This window comes from Streptomyces sp. MA5143a, from assembly GCF_900290235.1.
Lineage (GTDB): Bacteria > Actinomycetota > Actinomycetes > Streptomycetales > Streptomycetaceae > Streptomyces.
Window position 1 is genome coordinate 147,782 of sequence record NZ_OLMK01000061.1, and the last position, 15,735, is coordinate 163,516.

Consider the following 15,735-nt stretch of genomic DNA (forward strand, 5'->3'; position numbering starts at 1 on the left):
GAGCGGGGGGAGGCGCGCGACGAAGGTCGGTGGGGGGAGGCGCGTCGTGCGGGTCTGGTCAGCGGGGGTGCGGGTGATCTTCAGCGGGAAGCGGTGAGCCGTGCGACGAGGTGCAGCCGGTCGGCATCCGTCGTACGGCCCGGCAACTGGCCCTCCCGCCACAGGGGTTCGGTGCGGGGGCCCGGTCCGTCGTGCAGTTCGAGCACCTCGAAGCCGTGGGCGGCCAGGACGTGGCGCAGTTCCAGGGGGAACAACAGCCGCCACGCGGAGCGCTGTTCGAGGGGCGGGGCCCCGTCGTCGGAGGTCCACACGCGGACCCGGCGCAGGAGCTGGGCGGTGCGGTCCACGGTGAGGGTGGTGGTGGACCGGTAGGCGGTGCCCCGCCAGGTGAAGCCGTCGACGGTCGGGGTGTCGAGCAGATCGGTGCGGCCCAGGAAATAGGCGCCGTTGCGCATCTCCGCGACCAGCAGCCCGCCGGGGGCGAGCGCGCGGCGGCAGGAGGAGAGGAAGCCGTCGAGCTGGTCGCCGGTGTGGCAGTACAGCAGGGAGCTGTCCAGGCACACGACGGCGTCGAAGGCGGCCCGCCCCAGGTCGAAGCCGTGCAGGTCGGCCCGGACGTACGCCGGCCCGGGATGGTGGACGCGGGCGTGGGCCAGCATCGCCCCGGAGAGGTCGGCGCCGGTCACGGTACGGCCGGCGCCGTGCAGATGTGCGGCGTCGCGGCCCGTGCCGCAACCCATGTCCAGCACCCGCGCGCCCGCGCCGTGGCGGCGCAGACAGTCCTCGGCCCAGCGCCCGGCGAGCCGCTCGGGGTCGGGGAAACGGGCCTCGTACAGCTCGGGGTTGTCGGTGAGGAGGTTCCGGGGCGCCGTCCGATCGACGGTCTGCCGCTCCTGTGACGTGCTCACGCGCTGCTCCGTTCGCCGGCCGGGGCGGGGGAGACGGCGACCGGGGTGGCGGGCAGCGCGCCCAGACGGTGCAGCCAGGCGACGCCGGTCGCCGAGACCAGTCCGAACACGGCGCAGCACACCCAGGGCAGCCAGCCGTGACCGGTCCCCTGCCCGGCGTCCATGGCCCAGCCGACGACGGCGTTGCCGACGGCCGCGGCCAGGCCGGAGACGACGTAGAAGATCCCGAAGTAGGTGCCGGTCAGCTCGGGGCGGCCGAAGCGGGGGATCAGCTCCATCACGAACGGGGAGGCCACCATGATCCCGAGGTACAGCAGCAGCGCGCCCAGCAGCACCGGCACGGCGTCGAACCACCCACCCGGATCGGCCCCCGCCCCCAGCGCGGGCGGCAGGAACGCCAGCCCCATCACGGCGAGCCCGGTCGCGATCCAACGCCCCCTGTCCCCACGCGACTTCAGGGCTGTGGTGATCCTGAGCTGGAGCGCCAGGTTGGCGAGGGTGCCGACGAGGAAGACAAGACCGGCCGCGCCGTCCCAGCCGGTGGCCTCGCGTGCCCCGGCGGGCAGCAGCAGATACAGCTGGTTCTCCAGGGTGAACATGCCGACCATGGCGAGCGCGAACGCGAGGAAGACCCGGTTGCCTAGCACCTCACGCCAGTCCCCGAGGACACCGCTCCCGCTAGTCTCCACCTTCCGGGCGGGCAGGACGAGGGCCTGCGCCACGGTGAGCGCGGCGAAGATCCCGGCGGCGGTCAGCGCGGACGTGCGGAAGTCCACCAGCAGCAGCGCGCTGCCCAGCAGCGGCCCGATCAGGGCGCCCGTCGTCGCGAACACGTTGAACAGAGCGAACGCCTCCGCCTTGCGCTCCCCGGCCTCCTGCGCGAGGTAGGCCCGCACGGCGGGGTTGAACAGCGCCCCGGCGAGCCCGCTCAGCGCGGAGGCGGCCAGCAGCACGGCCAGTCCGTCACCGAGCGCGAACAGCCCGAACCCGACGGTCCGCAGCGCGCACCCGGCGATGATGACGCCCCGCGCGCCGAGCCGGTCGGAGGCGGAGCCACCGATGATGAACAGGCCCTGCTGGCTGAGGTTGCGCACGCCGAGGACCACACCGACGAGCGCCGCCGACATGCCCAGGTTCTCGGTGAGATGGGTGGCCAGGTAGGGGATCAGCAGATAGAAGCCGATGTTGACGCCGAGCTGGTTGACCAGCAGCAGGCGCACGGCGAACGGGAAGCGGCGTATCTCATGCCACGTCCGCACCACACACCTCCTCCCTGGGCCGAACTCCCAGTCCCGGCAGCTCACTTGCCCGTACGACCCCGTCGTGGCCGCCGATGCCGGTCCACGGGTCGTGGGCGAGCAGGAGATGTCCGTCGAGGTCGGCCCAGCGGGCCCGGTCGGCGAGGTGGACGGCCGGGGCGAGACCGAGGCTGCTGGCGGTGAGGCAGCCGAGCATGATGTCGGTGCCGCTGCCCTCGATCGCCGCGGCGATCCCCAGGGCCGCGTGGACGCCGCCGCACTTGGCGAGCTTGACGTTCACCCCGTGGACGCGCCCGGCGAGTCGCCGCACGTCCTCGGCGCTCACGGCGTCCTCGTCGGCGATCACCGGCAGCGGCGAGCGCTCGGCGAGGGCGGCCAGCGCCTCCGGATCGCCGGGGACGAGGGGCTGTTCGACGGCCGCCACGCCCAGTTCCGCGAAGCGCGGCAGCAGGGCGTCCGCTCGGGCCGCCGTCCAGGCGCCGTTGGGGTCGAGGAGCAGCCGCACGCCGGGCGCCGCGTCCCGCACGGCCCGCACACGCGCGAGGTCGTCCCCCGGATCGGGCGCGCCCGCCTTGATCTTGACGACCTGGAAGCCGTGCGCGGCGAGCCGGCGTGCCTCGGTGGCGGCACGCGCCGGCGCGGTGATCCCGATGGTCCGGGCGGTGGCCGCCACCGGGGCGGACGGTGCGCCGAGCAGTCGGTGGACGGGGCTGCCCGCCCGCTTCCCGACCAGGTCGAGCAGCGCGGCGTCCACGGCCGCGGTGACGGCCGGCGGAGTGTCCGAGCCCGCCACGTCACCGTCGATGAGGGCCTGGAGCGCGCTCTCCGGATCGGGGAGGCGCTCCAGATCGGTGGCGACCGTTGTGCACAGCCGCCCGAGGGTGTCGGCGTCGAGGCCGTAGTACACGCTGGTGACGGCCTCGCCGTGGCCGCGCAGACCGTCGTGCTCGACGGTCAGCCACACCGCCTCGCGGGCGGTCATGGTGGAGCGCGAGATGCGCAACGGCTCGGCGAGGTCGAGCCGTACGGTGCGCTGAGTGACCTTCACAGGCTCTCCTCCGTCACGGGCGGGGCGGAGGGGACCCGGCGCCGGCCGCCCGCCGGGACGGCGGGTGCGGCCAGGGGGTCGCTGACCCTGCGGCAGCGGACCCAGCCGACCGCCTCGGCCGCGCCGGGATGCGGGATCTCCACGGGCCGTACGGCCGCCGTGGCCCGGTCGATGCCGTGGGCGGCGGCGAAGTCGTCGTCGTAGACGCTGCCGAGGTAGCGGTGCGGCCCGTCGGGGAAGACGGTGGCGACGACGGCGCCCGGATGGACACGGGCCGCCCACGCGGCGACGAGCGCGACCGCCCCGGTGCTCCAGCCGCCGCTGACGAAGCTGCCGCGGGCGAGCCGCCGGCAGCTGTCCACGGCTTCCGCGGGGCCCACCCAGTGGACCTCGTCGAACGCCTCGTAGGCGACGTTGCGCGGATGGATGCTGCTGCCCAGCCCGCGCATCAACCGCGGCCGGGCCGGCTGCCCGAAGATCGTGGAACCGGTGGAGTCGACGCCGATCAGACCGAGCGCGGGCCAGTGCCGCCGCAGCGGGCCGATGATGCCCGCGCTGTGTCCGCCGGTGCCGACACTGCACACCAGGATGTCCACATGGTCGAGCTGCGCCGCGAGTTCGGCCGCCAGGGAGGCGTAACCGGCCGTGTTGTCGGGGTTGTTGTACTGGTCGGGCCAGTACGCGCCGGGCAGCACGGCGAGCAGCTCCCGCAGCCGGGCGAGCCGGGCCGCCTGCCAGCCGCCGTGCTGCGCCGGGCGGTCGACCAGCTCCAGCCGTACGCCGTGGGAGCGCAGCAACTGCCGCATGGACGGCTCCAGTTCGCTGTCGCCGACCAGGACCACCGGATGCCCGAGGGCCTGACCGGCGAAGGCCAGTCCGATGCCCAGGGTGCCGGACGTGGACTCCACGACCGGAGCGCCGGGGCGCAGCTCACCGCGCTCGCGGGCCCCCAGCAGCATGGACACGGCGGCCCGCGCCTTCATGCCGCCCGCCGCGAGCCCTTCGAGCTTGGCCCAGAAGCCGGGCTGCGGTCCGGGCAGGTCGGCGGTGATCCGCGCCAGCGGTGTACGTCCGACGAGGGACAGCAGTTCCGGCCGGGCGACGGAACGCAGAACGGTCGGCGAGGTCACCGGCCACCTCCCGGACCAGGACACTCCAGGCGGTAGCGGTGCAGGACACCGGGACCCGCGTCCAGCCAGAAGAACGGGTACGGCTCGGCGCACACGGCGCTCACCCCGTGCCCGAGGAGGCGGGGCAGTACCGCGCTGCCGGTCTGCGCGAACACCACCAACTGACTGCCGTGCCGCAGGGCGTGGCGCCGCAGCGGTTCGAACGTGTCGTTGCCGAGCGTCATCCCGGAGACGAGCAGCGCGTCACAGCGGCCGGCCGCGCCGAGCGCGTCGGTGACGATCTCCTCGCCCCACTCCGTCACCCCGCCCTTGAGGTCGCACGGCACGTACCGCAGCGCACGGGAACGCAGCGCTTCCAGCAGGGAGTTGACGACCCCGACGACGAGGACCGTCGAGCCGGCCGGCAGATCGAGCAGGTCGACGACCGCGTCGGCCCGCGCCCGGGACTTCTCCAGGGAGGTGCCGGCCGGCAGGGCGAACGGACGCGCCCCGTTGTCCGGGGTGTGCGGGGTGACGTGCATCAGATAGGCGTCGAGCGCCGCCACCCGCACCGGCGCCAGCGGATGGTCCAGCAGCCGGGCCACATCGGCGCCCACGCAGTCGTCGATCGCCGTATCGGGCAGGGCGCCCGGCTCGACCGCGCAGGAGCCGACGGCACCGGCGAGCCGCAGGCTGAGCACCTCGTTGCGGTAGCCGGTGCCGCGCCCGTCGTGCCGTACGGCCTGCCGGGTCGTGAAGGCCACCGCGATCCGCAGGGTCCTCGGGTCGGGACCGAGCTCTCCGGCCCGGGCCCGCTCCAGCAGTTCCTCGTACGTGGCCGCGCGGGCCGTCACGGCGATGGTCACCGGATCACCAGCCCGGCGCTCAACTCGCCGAGCAGCGCCTCGACCTGCGTCCGCGCGCCCTGCCCACGGGGGTCGCCCACCATGATGTGCCCGAGGTACTCGTTGTTGCTGCCGGCCGACCTGACCGGCCGTCCCGGTTCGGCGAGTTGCGTCTCCAGAACCCCGTCGGCGCGCTTCAACGGGGTGTCGTCCAGGGCGTCGAGCGTGCCCGAGACCTCGGGCACGAGGAAGCCGACGGCCGCGCTGCGCAGCCCGGTCTCGCGACGTGTCAGGTCGGGCGCGACGCCGAGGGCGACGTCGACGGCGGCAGCGGCGAGGTCGATGCCGGTGACATGCCGGATCAGTTCGGTGATGCGGTTCCCGGCGGGCCGCGGGTTGACCTCGACGACACGGGGGCCGTCCGGGGTCAGCTTGATCTCGGTGTGCGCCACGACGCCGTCGGTCAACCCGAGGGCCTTGAGCGCGCAGAGCGCCGTCTGCTCGGCGGCGTCCGCGTCGGCCGACGACAGGTCGGCGGGGAACATGTGCCCGGTCTCGATGAACGCCGGTGCCCCGCCGATGCTCTTGTCGGTCACCCCGACGACGTGCACCGCTCCCGCGTACGAGACGGTCTCCACGCTCACCTCGGGGCCGGTCAGCAACTCCTCCAGGAGCACGGCGGGCACCCGCCGCTGCCCGCGCGCGTTCAGCGGGAAGTCGGTCAACGCGCCTACAGCAGCCGCCAGTTCGCTCTCGTCGTCGATGCGGCGCACATACATGCCCGCGCACAGGTCGACCGGCTTCACGACCAGCGGATAACCGATGTCCCGCGCCGCCCGCGCGAGATCGGCCCACTCCTCGTGGACGGCGAAGCGCGGTCCCGGCACCCCCGCGTCGGTGAGGACGCGGCGGGTGGAGTCCTTGCGGCAGGCGTTCTCGACCGCCTCCGGGCCGGGTCCGGGCAGTCCGAGGCGCCCGGCGATCCGGGCGACGGCCGGCAGGTAGTAGTCGCAGGACGAGATGACCCCGTCGAAGCCGAACACGCCGTCGAGCCGCTCGATCTCCGGCAGCAGCGTGCCGAGGTCGTTGGTGTCGGCCGTGATCACATGGCGCGCGCCGAGCAGGGGGTGCGCGGTGCCCTCGGGGGCCGAGCGCAGGTAGTGGTGCAGGTCGCGGGTGAGGAACGTGAACTCGTGTCCGCCCTCCCGAACGGCCCGTGGCAGCAGCCTGCTCATCGATCCGACCCAGCTCTCGACCACCAACAGATGAGCCACGGCTCCCCTTTTCGTGCGGTGTGGTTCAGGCGTCAGGGCAGCCCGACGGCGCCTCGACAGGGAGGCGCCCGGGTTGACATGCCCACCTTATCGATAATCATTTTCATTGTCATGTGGTTGGGGCGAGGGAGGGGCGCGGCCCGCGCCACCGGACTGCCCGGCCGTCCGGCAGCGGCGCTCGCCGTCCTCGTCAACACCCGTGGTCTGACCGAACTCGTCATCCTGGCCGTGGGCCTCCGGCTCGGCGCGCTGGACGACCGGTTGTACTCCTCCATGGTCGTCATGGCCCTCGTCACGACAGCGACGGCGAGGCCCCTCCTGCACCTGATCCTGCCCACGCGCCCGGCGGCACAGGACCTTCCCGGACGCCGCCCCTACCCGATCTCGACCACCCGCGCCCAGTCCGGCGGCGAGTCCGGCACGTAGTCGGGGTCTTCTTCGTCCCAGGAGTGGCCGTTCCGGGGAAACAGGCCCACCACCGTCCGGCACGCGGGCCGACTCGACGGCCACGGTGTCTGACCGTCGGTCAGGACCACGACGACATCGGGCCGGGGCCGCGACCGCAGCGCCCGGGCGAAGCCGCTCCGCAGATCCGTGCCCCCACCGCCCACCAGGGGGATGCCCTCCGCCCGGCACAGCGGATGAGCGATCCGGGCCGCCGCGTCACAGGGCACCACGGTGACCAGATCCCGTCTCCCGCCCACGGCACGGGAGATCGCGGCCACCTCCAGCAGCGCACTGCCCAGTTCGGCGTCGCTGACCGACCCGGAGGTGTCGATGACCACCGAGACCCGGGGCGGGGTGCGCCGCAGACTCGGCAGCACCGCCCCCGGCACCCCCGCCGACCGCCGGGACGGCCGGCCATAGGTGTAGTCGTCGCCCCCGCCCGCGACGGCGACCGCCGCACGCACCGCCGCGCCCAGCAACTCCCGCCACGGCTGCGGCGGATGGAACGCGTCCTCCGCCCATCGCCGCCACCCCTCCGGGGCGTGGCCCGGGCGCCCCTTGATGCCCTGGGCGACCCGGAAACGGACCCCGTCCTTCTCCCGCTCGCTCAGGCCGTGCGCCCCGTCGGGGCCGAGGTCCCACTCCCGCTCCAGCCCGTCGGCGCCGCTGCCGCAGTCCAGCCAGGCCAGATCGTTCATCAACGGCCCGAGCCGGAACAGCCGCAGGTACTCCTCCATGAGCAGCCCCTCACGCAGCCGCAGCGTCTCCGGCTCGACGGCGCCCTCCGGCTTGACCAGCCGGTCGCCGAACGCGTCGTCGTTGATCTCGCAGTCCGCGGCGATGTTGATCCGCAGCCGGTCCCCGCGGCCGGTCAGCCCCAGCTCCCTGGCGATCCGGTCGCCGCGCCCGTGGTGGTCGCGCAGCAGATGGGACACCTCGTGCACCCAGACGCCCGCCAGTTCCTCCACCGGTGTGCGGTCCACGAAGGCGGGGGAGATGTAACACCGCCAGTGCGGGTCCACGGCCATGGTGGGCACCTGCCGGGACACGACGGGATGCAGCGCGAACAGCGCCGTCGCCAGATAGGGCCGCGCCCTCGCCGCCTGGAGCCTGGCCGTGAACAGCTTGTCGCGGTCCAGTGCCGCGTCGAGGCGCGCCCTCGTCGTGTCGGCGCTCATCGGCGGACCTTCGTCGCCGCGGCGGCACGGCTCGCCGCCTCGTCCGCCCGCCGGGACAGCGTGACCACTCCGGCGAGCTGCTCGATCTCCGCCGGCACGTCCCAGTCCTCCCGGCGCAGTGAGGCGAGCGTCGTCGCGGGGACGACCACCAGATCCGGGGCACCCGTCTCCAACGCCCGGACCAGCAGTGCCCACGCGGCGTCCCAGCGGGGCTTCTCCGGGCGTGCCCGTACGGCCGCCACGACCCCGTCGAGCACCGCCTGCCGCAGATCACCCCGGTCGGGCAGCGCCGCGCGCGCCGGGTCCGCGAGCAGCTCCTCGGGATCCGGCAGGTCCATCCGGTCCAGGCTCGCCAGCAGCTCCAGCCCCGGCCCGTCGCCGACGGTGCCCCTGACCAGCAGGGACAGGACGTCGCGGGAGACCCCGGAGGCGGTGGCGAAGGCGATCAGCCGCAGGGTCATCTCCCAGCTGCGCGGCGAGGGCCAGGCGCCGCCCCGCCGGCTCTCGCTGTTGGGCAGTTGGTGCACCAGCTTGGGGCGGGCCGCGAGCAGCCCGCACACCGCGCGGCGGGCGTGGTCCACGGCTTCCGGGAGCCTCTCCGGGGCGAGCCGGGGCAGGGTCGCGCGCGGCCAGGTCCCGCCGAGACCCCGGACGACGACCTCGTGGTCGTGGGTCCATTGCAGGTGCACGAACCGGTTGGCGAGCGGCGGGCTCAGCTCCCAGCCGTCGGCCGCCGAGGACCGGGGGTTGGCGGCGGCCACGATCCGCACCTCGGGCGGCAGTTGGAGCGTGCCGATCCGCCGCTCCAGCACCAGCCGCAGCAGGGCGGCCTGTACGGCCGGCGGCGCGGTCGACAGCTCGTCCAGGAACAGCAGGCCCCGCCCGGCCCGCACCAGGCGCACCGCCCAGTCCGGCGGGGCCATCGGCACTCCCTGCTCGGCGGGGTCGTCGCCCACGACGGGCAGGCCCGAGAAGTCGGACGGCTCGTGCACGCTGGCGATCACCGTCGTCAACGGCAGGTCCAGCGCGGCGGCGAGCTGGGTCAGCGCCGCCGTCTTGCCGATGCCCGGCTCACCCCACAGCAGTACGGGCAGATCGGCGGCGACGGCCAGTGTCAGCGCCTCCAGTTGGGTGTCGGGCCGGGGTTCGGTGGTGGTGTCGCGCAACAGGGTCAGCAGAGCGTCGGCCACGTCCAGTTGGGAGGCGAAGGACACCTCCGGGGTGGCAGAAACAGGGGCAAAGGGTGCGTAAGTCGTCATGGGTGATCACCTTTGGTGTGTGGTGGGGCGGGCCGGGGCCCAGGGGCCCGGGTGAAGGGGGAAGTGGTGCGCAGAGGTCGGTGGAAGAGCGCGTCAGGTGGTCAGTAGAAGAGCGCGTCGCGTGAGCGGCGTGTACGGGTGGGGCGACGGCGGCCGTCCAGGCGGATGCGTTCCGGGCTGGGCCCCATCAGCCCCGTCCGGTACAGCCCGTAGGTGATCCGCCGTCGCGCGGCCGCCTCCAGTTCGTCCCGCAGCGGGCCGTCGCGCAGCACCGCCTCGGGCCCGAGCAGACCTTCGACGACGGCCAGCGCACCGGCGGTGTCCCCGTGGTCCAGCCGTTCCCGCACGCCGGACAGGCCGTCCGGGCGGCGGTGCGCCCGGTCGATCGCCTGGAGGCAGGGCAGGGGAGTGCCGGTCAGCGCGACGAGCAGTTCCTCCCGCCGGATCTCGTCCGGGTCGTGGTCCAGGGGCGCGAGCACCCCGTCGACCAGCCCGATCCGGTGCCGTTCCCCTCGGCACTCCACGACACGCGGCTCCCCCGCGGGGTCCGCCGCCCGGAGCGGCCCAACGGGCACATGGCCGGGCACCAGCGCCGAGGCGACCAGCGGATGCAGCCGGTCGGCGTCGATCGCCCCGGAACGCAGCAACTCCAGGTCGGGCGGCACCCAGGTCGCCGCGTCGGGCAGCACCGGCAGGGGGAGGGCGGCCCCGTCCCCGTCGGACGCCACCTCGATCCGCAGGGCGGGCGATCCGGCGCCGTCCGGACCGTCGTCGAGGTGCAGCAGCAGTCGGCGCCCCGACCCGAGCCGTACGAGGACGGGCCCGCCCGACCGGCCCTCGGCGGCCAGCACGATCCGCGCCTCGTCCGCCCACCGGCCCACGGCACAGCCGTACTCCGGTGGCACGGCCCCCGACGCCTCCCCGTCCGCCAGGACCGGGCCGTCCGCGGACGGCTGGCCGGCCCCGGAACGCGGGCGCAGCTCGGGGGCCCTGCGGGCGTCCCACAGATGTCGGTGCAGATCGAGTCGGTAGCGGTGGCTGGGCCGGGGATGCGGGTGGCGGCACACGTCGGGCGTCGAGCGGGACCCGGCGGATCCGTCCCACAGCGCGAGCCCGATCCGCTGGCCGGCATCCGCCCAGGCGGGCGGGGTCCGCACCACGAGGTGCACCGGGTACGGGCCCGCGCGCCCCTCGGCGCCGTACCGGGCCAATGTGATCGTCAGCCCCGGCCGCAGCAGCCCGTCGGGGGCGATCCTCGGCAGGTGCCAGCGCAGCAGGTCCGGAGCGAGATGCCGCAGGTCGGCCCGTAGCCGGGCGGCGACGTCCTGGCCGTGGCGCAGGGCGACGGTACGTGGATGGAGGTCGAGGTCGATGCCGGCGGCGGCACAGGCCCCCGCCCAGTCGCCGACCTCGCGGCGGGCGGTGGCGGCCTCGATCATCGACGGCGGCACGGCGAACCGGCGCACGCGCGACCAGAAGGAGAGTCGGGAATCCCCGTTCGCGACATGAGTGAGCATCAGCACTCACCTTGCGCGGACGGGACCCCCATTCTGTCAACGGAATGAGTCGTCATCGCGGCGAGCATAGCCCTCACCGTCCGCACGCCGATACGGGTTTTCGAACCCGCGGTCGCCCCGAGTGGCGATTCGAGTGGTGACCCGAGTGGTGAGGGGCATGGCGCGGGCGTACGGTCGAACAACGGACGCATGAGTGGGCCGTTCCGTCCACCGATCAGTGCCGAGCGACATGCCATGAGCAGCGATCCCCAGTCGACCTCCCCCGTAGAGACCACCACCCGGGAATCGGGTGGTGGCGGGAGCGCGATGGCGCTGCTGGTGATCGCCTCCTGCCAGCTGATGGTCGTCCTCGACATCACGATCGTGAACATCGCGCTACCCGACATCCAGCGCTCCCTGGACTTCTCCACCACCAGCCTGGCCTGGGTGGTCAACGCCTACACGCTCACCTTCGGCGGTCTGCTGCTGCTCGGCGGCAGAGCCGGTGACATCCTCGGCCGACGCCGCGTCTTCATCTTCGGCGTCCTGCTGTTCGTCGTGGCCTCCCTCCTCGGGGGCCTCGCCCAGAACGCCGGTCAACTCCTCTCCGCCCGCGCCCTCCAGGGTGTCGGCGGGGCCATCGCGTCCCCGACGTCCCTCGCCCTGATCAGCACGACCTTCCGTGAAGGACCCGAACGCAACCGGGCGTTCGGCGTGTTCGCGGCGGTCTCGGCGGGGGGCGGCGCGATCGGGCTGCTCGCCGGGGGTGTCCTCGTGGAGTGGCTCAACTGGCGGTGGGTGCTGTTCGTCAACGTCCCGATCGGCCTGCTCATCGTGCTCGCCACCCCCCGCTGGATCCGGGAGTCCGAGCGGCACCCCGGCCACTTCGACGTCACCGGCGCGCTGACCTCCACCGCGGGCATGGTGCTCCTGGTGTACGGGTTCATCCGCGCCGCCCAGGAGGGCTGGCGGGACGCGCTGACGCTGGCGTCGTTCGCGGGCGCCGTGGTCCTCCTCCTGCTGTTCGTCCTGGTGGAGAAGCGTTCCCGGCAGCCGATCACCCCGCTCCACATGTTCGCCGACCGCAACCGCGCGGGCACGTACGGCATCATGCTGTGCCTCGCCGCCGCCATCTTCGGCATGTTCTTCTTCCTGACGCTCTTCGTGCAGAACGTGCTGGACTTCAGCCCGTTGGCCACCGGGTTCGCGTTCCTGCCGGTCAGCGCGGTGATCGCGATCGGCGCCGGGCTGGCGTCGCGGTTCCTGCCCGTGTACGGGCCCAAGCCGTTCATGGTGGTGGGCGCGATCCTCGCGGCGGCCGGCCTGGGCTGGCTGACCCTGACCGATGTGCACTCCACGTACGCGGGCAGCGTCCTCGGCCCGATGCTCGTGTTCAGCCTGGGCATGGGCATGGAGTTCGTCTCCCTGACCCTGATGGCCCTGTCCAACGTCGCCACCCAGGAGACCGGTGCGGCCTCCGGGCTCCTCAACGCCACCCAGCAGGTCGGCGGTTCCCTGGGCCTGTCCATCCTCGTCACCATGTACGGCACGGCCAGCACGAACGAGGCGGAGAAACAAGTCTCCCGCTTCCTCTCCCAGGCGACCCCGCTCGAACGCCTCCAGTTCCAACGCACCCACCAACTCCCGCCGCCCTACAGCGACGAGGTCCTCACCGCCGGCGTCTCCGCCGCGTTCGTCATGGCCGCGATCTTCACGGTGGTCGCCGCGCTGATAGCCGTCCTCGCCATCCAGGTCCGCCCGTCCGACCTGGAACGCCTGAAGGGGGACGGGGCGGGGCCGGGGGGCGCGGCGTAGCGGGGTGCCGTAGCCCGAAGCCGGCGTGATCCACACGACAGGCCCCAGCGCCCCCGGGGCCGGCCCGCCCCCGGGGGACCAGACGGCGGCAGCACACCGTCCCGTCCCCCGGCAGCGGTGCCGGCGTCAGCCCGCCGTGCAGGCGGCTCCGTTGAGCGAGAAGGCCGTCGGTGCCGGGTTCGTGCCGCCCCGGGCGGCCGTGAAGCCGAGGGTGGCGGAGCCCGACGCCGGGATGTTCGCGGTGTACGGCGCCGACGTGACGGTGACGTCGGCGCCGCTCTGCGCCACCGTGCCGCCCCACAGGTTGCTGACGCGCTGGCTGTCCGGGAACGTCCAGCGCAGGGTCCAGCCGGTGATCGCCGAGCCGCCGGTGTTGCGGATGACGATCTCGCCCTGGAAGCCGCCGGGCCACTCGTTCGTCACCCGGTAGCCGACGGAGCAGGACGCCGTGGTGCCGCCGGACGGTGTCGTGACGCTCACCGTGCCGGAGCGCGGCGAACGGTTCCCGGCCGCGTCACGGGCGTAGACGGCGAACACGTACGACGTCGACGGCGCCAGCCCGGTGAGGGTGGCGGACGTGCCGGTGGTGGTCGTCACCGGTGTCTCCGTCGTGCCGTTGACGCGGACGACGTCGTAGCCGGTGACACCCGTCGCGTCGGTCGCGGCGGCCCAGGCCAGCCTGGCGGACGACGAGGTCACCGACGAGGCGGTCGGCGTACCGGGCGCGGTCGGGGGAGTGGTGTCGCCGCCGCCGGAGGAGGCGTAGATCGCGGCCTCCTTGGAGGTGGCGGCGATACCGTTCGCGCCCTCGAAGAGTCGCCGGCCCCAGCTCGTCAGCTGGTCCGGGTCGAAGTTCGTGACCATGTCCAGGTACTCCACACCACCGCCGTTGCCGCTCCACGACCAGCCCAGATAGCCGAGACCGAGCTGCTGGGTGGTGGCCAGGATGGTGTCCTCGTCGGGGTTGCCGTCCGAGTGGTCGTGCCCGAACTCGCCCACCACGATGGGAAGTTTCGCGGCGACGAAGCGGCCCAGATAGTCCGTGATCTCGGCGGCCGTGTCGAAGACGCCGTACATGTGGATCGAGAAGATCGTGTTGGCGTCCGGGTCGGCGGCGAAGACGGACGCCGCGTTGTCGCGCATCGTGAACGCCCAGTCCTGGCCCCAGTTGGGGGCGTCCACCATGATCGTGTGCTGGAAGCCGGCGGTGCGCAGCTTCTGGATCGCCGCCTTGGTGTCGGCGGTCCAGCCCGCGTAGTTGTTGTTGCCGTACGGCTCGTTGCCGATGTTGACGATGACGTAGTCCTCCTGACCGGTCAGCGCGCTCTGCACACTGATCCAGTAGTCGGCGGCCCGCGACAGCGTGACGGCCCCGCTCTGCTCGCCGTAGCCCGTGGTGTCGTGCACCTCCAGGACGCAGATGAGGCGGTTCTGCTTGCACCGCGCGACCACGTTCGCCACGTCCGCGGTGTCGTTGCGCGTCCACCGGTCACCGCTGGAGAGCACCACACGCACCGTGTTGGCGCCCTTGGCCTTGATGTGGGACAGGGAACTGGTCTGGTTCGCGTACCAGGTGTGGGCGTGGTTCACGCCCCGCATCACGAAGTCGTTGCCGGAGCGCTCCAGCAACCGGCCGTTCTGGATGCGGAAACCGGTGGGCGCGGCCTGTGCGGACGGGCCGATCACCAACAGGGGCAGCAGCAGCCCGAGAAGGGCCGCGGCCACGGTGGCCACACGGCGGACGGTCGGCGTAGGGGATCTCATCGCGGCTCCAGGTGGGGGTGGGGAGATCGGGGTCGGCTGTGCATGGGGGCTGTACGTGGGGGTGCGGGGTGGGACAGCCGTCACCCGGCGGCGGACGGTGCCGCCGTCCGGGCGACGGCCGCTACGGGCCCCGGTCCGCATCGACCGGTGGGGCCCACCGTCATCAGCCGGCGACGCCCCTCGCCGTGCAGGTGACGGTCGCCGACGGTGTCCCGGACGTCGTCGAGGTGTCGGCGAGGAAACCGAACGTGGCGCGGGCGCCGGGGGCGAGCGTGCCGTTCCAGTCGGCGTTGGTGACGGTGGCCGTCCCGTCGGCCGCCGTGCTCAACGTGCCGTTCCAGACCTGGGTCAGCCGGGCCCCTCCGGCCGGTACGACGGTCGCGGTCCAGCCCGAGACGGCGGAGGCGGACGTGTTGGTCACCGTCACCTCGCCCTGGTAGCCGCCTTGCCAGACGTTGACGGCACGGAAGGCCACGGTGCAGGGCCCCTCACCCGGGTCACCGGGGTCGCCCGGGTCGCCGGAGCCCGGCTCCAGCAGCGCGCTCAGCGCCGGGTACCAACGGGCGGCGATCTTGTTGTCGCCGGCCGAGTTCGGGTGCACCCCGTCGTAGGTGTCGGCGGCCGTGTCGAAGCCGGTCCACTGGTCGACGACGGTCACCGGCGAACGGCTGGTCGTCGTCGCCCGCGCCCAGGCCGGTATCCGCGCGTTGAAGTCGACGACGCGCTGCGCGCAGCCCGGGCAGGTGCTGGGGTTCATGGGGATGATCTGAGCGACGAGGATCCTCATGTCGGGGTTCGAGGCCCGCATCTGCCCGACGAGCTTGGTGTAGGCGGCGAGGACGCGGTCGGGGGAGACGCTGCTCCACACATCGTTCGTGCCGAAGTGCATGACAACGATGTCCGGAAGGGTCGCGGCGAGCCGTGCGGGCAGCAGGTTCTGGTCGGCCACGTGGGTGACGAGTTCGCCGCCGTGGCCCTCGTTGTCGCCGTCGTGGGCCTGTCCGCAGCCCTGGGGGCCGAGGGTGCCGACGAAGTCGATGTCCGTGTAGCCGGCGCTCCGCAGCCGGTTCCACAGCACGGCTCTCCAACAGCCGGGCGAGCCGGTGATGGAGTCGCCGAGCGGCATGATGCGCACCGGGTCGGCGGCCGTTCCCTTCGCCGTGACCGCCGTGGCGGGGGGCGCGAGGGTGATCGTGCAGGGGAGGAGCAGGGCGGCCAGCAGGCCGAGAAGCGGAAGGACTCGGATGGGGGAGTGGCGGGTGCTGCGCATGGTGTTCCCTTCCCTGGTGAGATGGGAGCGCTCCCATGGGAACATGCCACTGTTGTCATTTAC

General features: G+C 73.2%; 13 protein-coding genes. 2 read left to right on the forward strand and 11 right to left on the reverse strand.

Annotated features, from left to right (window positions below):
* Positions 1-80: 80 nt before the first annotated feature.
* The 6 genes from SMA5143A_RS24735 to SMA5143A_RS24760 are packed head-to-tail and all read right to left on the reverse strand — an operon-like array spanning position 81 to position 6,443.
* Positions 81-908, reverse strand: a complete 828-nt coding sequence (locus SMA5143A_RS24735) for a class I SAM-dependent DNA methyltransferase (protein WP_107465038.1) — start codon at positions 906-908, stop codon at positions 81-83.
* Positions 905-2,167, reverse strand: coding sequence for an MFS transporter (locus tag SMA5143A_RS24740; protein WP_107465091.1), 1,263 nt, complete (start codon positions 2,165-2,167; stop codon positions 905-907). The genes SMA5143A_RS24735 and SMA5143A_RS24740 overlap by 4 nt, the downstream gene beginning before the upstream one ends.
* Positions 2,151-3,215 carry a dipeptide epimerase gene (locus SMA5143A_RS24745; RefSeq protein WP_107465039.1) on the reverse strand — a complete coding sequence of 355 codons (1,065 nt, stop codon included), beginning with the start codon at positions 3,213-3,215 and terminating at the stop codon, positions 2,151-2,153. Before SMA5143A_RS24745 ends, SMA5143A_RS24740 begins: the two co-directional genes overlap by 17 nt.
* Positions 3,212-4,345, reverse strand: a complete 1,134-nt coding sequence (locus SMA5143A_RS24750) for a PLP-dependent cysteine synthase family protein (RefSeq protein ID WP_107465040.1) — start codon at positions 4,343-4,345, stop codon at positions 3,212-3,214. The genes SMA5143A_RS24745 and SMA5143A_RS24750 overlap by 4 nt, the downstream gene beginning before the upstream one ends.
* Positions 4,342-5,190: a Rossmann-like domain-containing protein gene (locus tag SMA5143A_RS24755; protein ID WP_375136539.1), complete on the reverse strand. Its 849-nt coding sequence runs from the start codon at positions 5,188-5,190 to the stop codon at positions 4,342-4,344. Before SMA5143A_RS24755 ends, SMA5143A_RS24750 begins: the two co-directional genes overlap by 4 nt.
* Positions 5,187-6,443 (reverse strand): ATP-grasp domain-containing protein, encoded by a 1,257-nt coding sequence (locus SMA5143A_RS24760; RefSeq protein ID WP_181362001.1) that lies wholly within the window; start codon positions 6,441-6,443, stop codon positions 5,187-5,189. Before SMA5143A_RS24760 ends, SMA5143A_RS24755 begins: the two co-directional genes overlap by 4 nt.
* A gap of 117 nt (positions 6,444-6,560) precedes the next feature.
* On the opposite strand from SMA5143A_RS24760, the gene SMA5143A_RS44090 reads away from it, so the two are divergent.
* A complete protein-coding gene (locus tag SMA5143A_RS44090) occupies positions 6,561-6,869 on the forward strand; it encodes a hypothetical protein (protein ID WP_308812048.1) in 309 nt (102 codons plus the stop codon).
* Here SMA5143A_RS44090 and SMA5143A_RS24770 read toward each other — a convergent pair.
* From SMA5143A_RS24770 to SMA5143A_RS24780, 3 genes are all read right to left on the reverse strand, one after another.
* On the reverse strand, positions 6,818-8,068 hold the full coding sequence (locus SMA5143A_RS24770) for a vWA domain-containing protein (protein WP_107465042.1): 1,251 nt from the start codon (positions 8,066-8,068) through the stop codon (positions 6,818-6,820). The genes SMA5143A_RS44090 and SMA5143A_RS24770 overlap by 52 nt on opposite strands.
* Positions 8,065-9,327 carry an AAA family ATPase gene (locus tag SMA5143A_RS24775; protein WP_107465043.1) on the reverse strand — a complete coding sequence of 421 codons (1,263 nt, stop codon included), beginning with the start codon at positions 9,325-9,327 and terminating at the stop codon, positions 8,065-8,067. The genes SMA5143A_RS24770 and SMA5143A_RS24775 overlap by 4 nt, the downstream gene beginning before the upstream one ends.
* A gap of 101 nt (positions 9,328-9,428) precedes the next feature.
* Complete coding sequence (locus tag SMA5143A_RS24780; protein WP_107465044.1) at positions 9,429-10,844, reverse strand: hypothetical protein; 1,416 nt, start codon at positions 10,842-10,844, stop codon at positions 9,429-9,431.
* 306 nt (positions 10,845-11,150) lie between these two features.
* Between SMA5143A_RS24780 and SMA5143A_RS24785 the strand changes: the two genes are divergently transcribed.
* Positions 11,151-12,638, forward strand: coding sequence for an MFS transporter (locus SMA5143A_RS24785; RefSeq protein WP_107465045.1), 1,488 nt, complete (start codon positions 11,151-11,153; stop codon positions 12,636-12,638).
* Between the two features lie 126 nt (positions 12,639-12,764).
* On the opposite strand, the gene SMA5143A_RS24790 is transcribed toward SMA5143A_RS24785, so the two are convergent.
* Positions 12,765-14,402 (reverse strand): cellulase family glycosylhydrolase, encoded by a 1,638-nt coding sequence (locus SMA5143A_RS24790; protein WP_107465046.1) that lies wholly within the window; start codon positions 14,400-14,402, stop codon positions 12,765-12,767.
* A gap of 163 nt (positions 14,403-14,565) precedes the next feature.
* Positions 14,566-15,672 carry a GDSL-type esterase/lipase family protein gene (locus SMA5143A_RS24795; protein WP_107465047.1) on the reverse strand — a complete coding sequence of 369 codons (1,107 nt, stop codon included), beginning with the start codon at positions 15,670-15,672 and terminating at the stop codon, positions 14,566-14,568.
* Positions 15,673-15,735 lie beyond the last annotated feature (63 nt).

Coding starts and splice junctions, on each gene's coding strand:
- SMA5143A_RS24770 (WP_107465042.1), bottom strand. CDS start 8,068: ATGAGCGCCGACACGACGAGGGCGCGCCTCGACGCGGCACTGGACCGC.
- SMA5143A_RS24775 (WP_107465043.1), bottom strand. CDS start 9,327: ATGACGACTTACGCACCCTTTGCCCCTGTTTCTGCCACCCCGGAGGTG.
- SMA5143A_RS24780 (WP_107465044.1), bottom strand. CDS start 10,844: ATGCTCACTCATGTCGCGAACGGGGATTCCCGACTCTCCTTCTGGTCG.
- SMA5143A_RS24785 (WP_107465045.1), top strand. CDS start 11,151: ATGGCGCTGCTGGTGATCGCCTCCTGCCAGCTGATGGTCGTCCTCGAC.
- SMA5143A_RS24790 (WP_107465046.1), bottom strand. CDS start 14,402: ATGAGATCCCCTACGCCGACCGTCCGCCGTGTGGCCACCGTGGCCGCG.
- SMA5143A_RS24795 (WP_107465047.1), bottom strand. CDS start 15,672: ATGCGCAGCACCCGCCACTCCCCCATCCGAGTCCTTCCGCTTCTCGGC.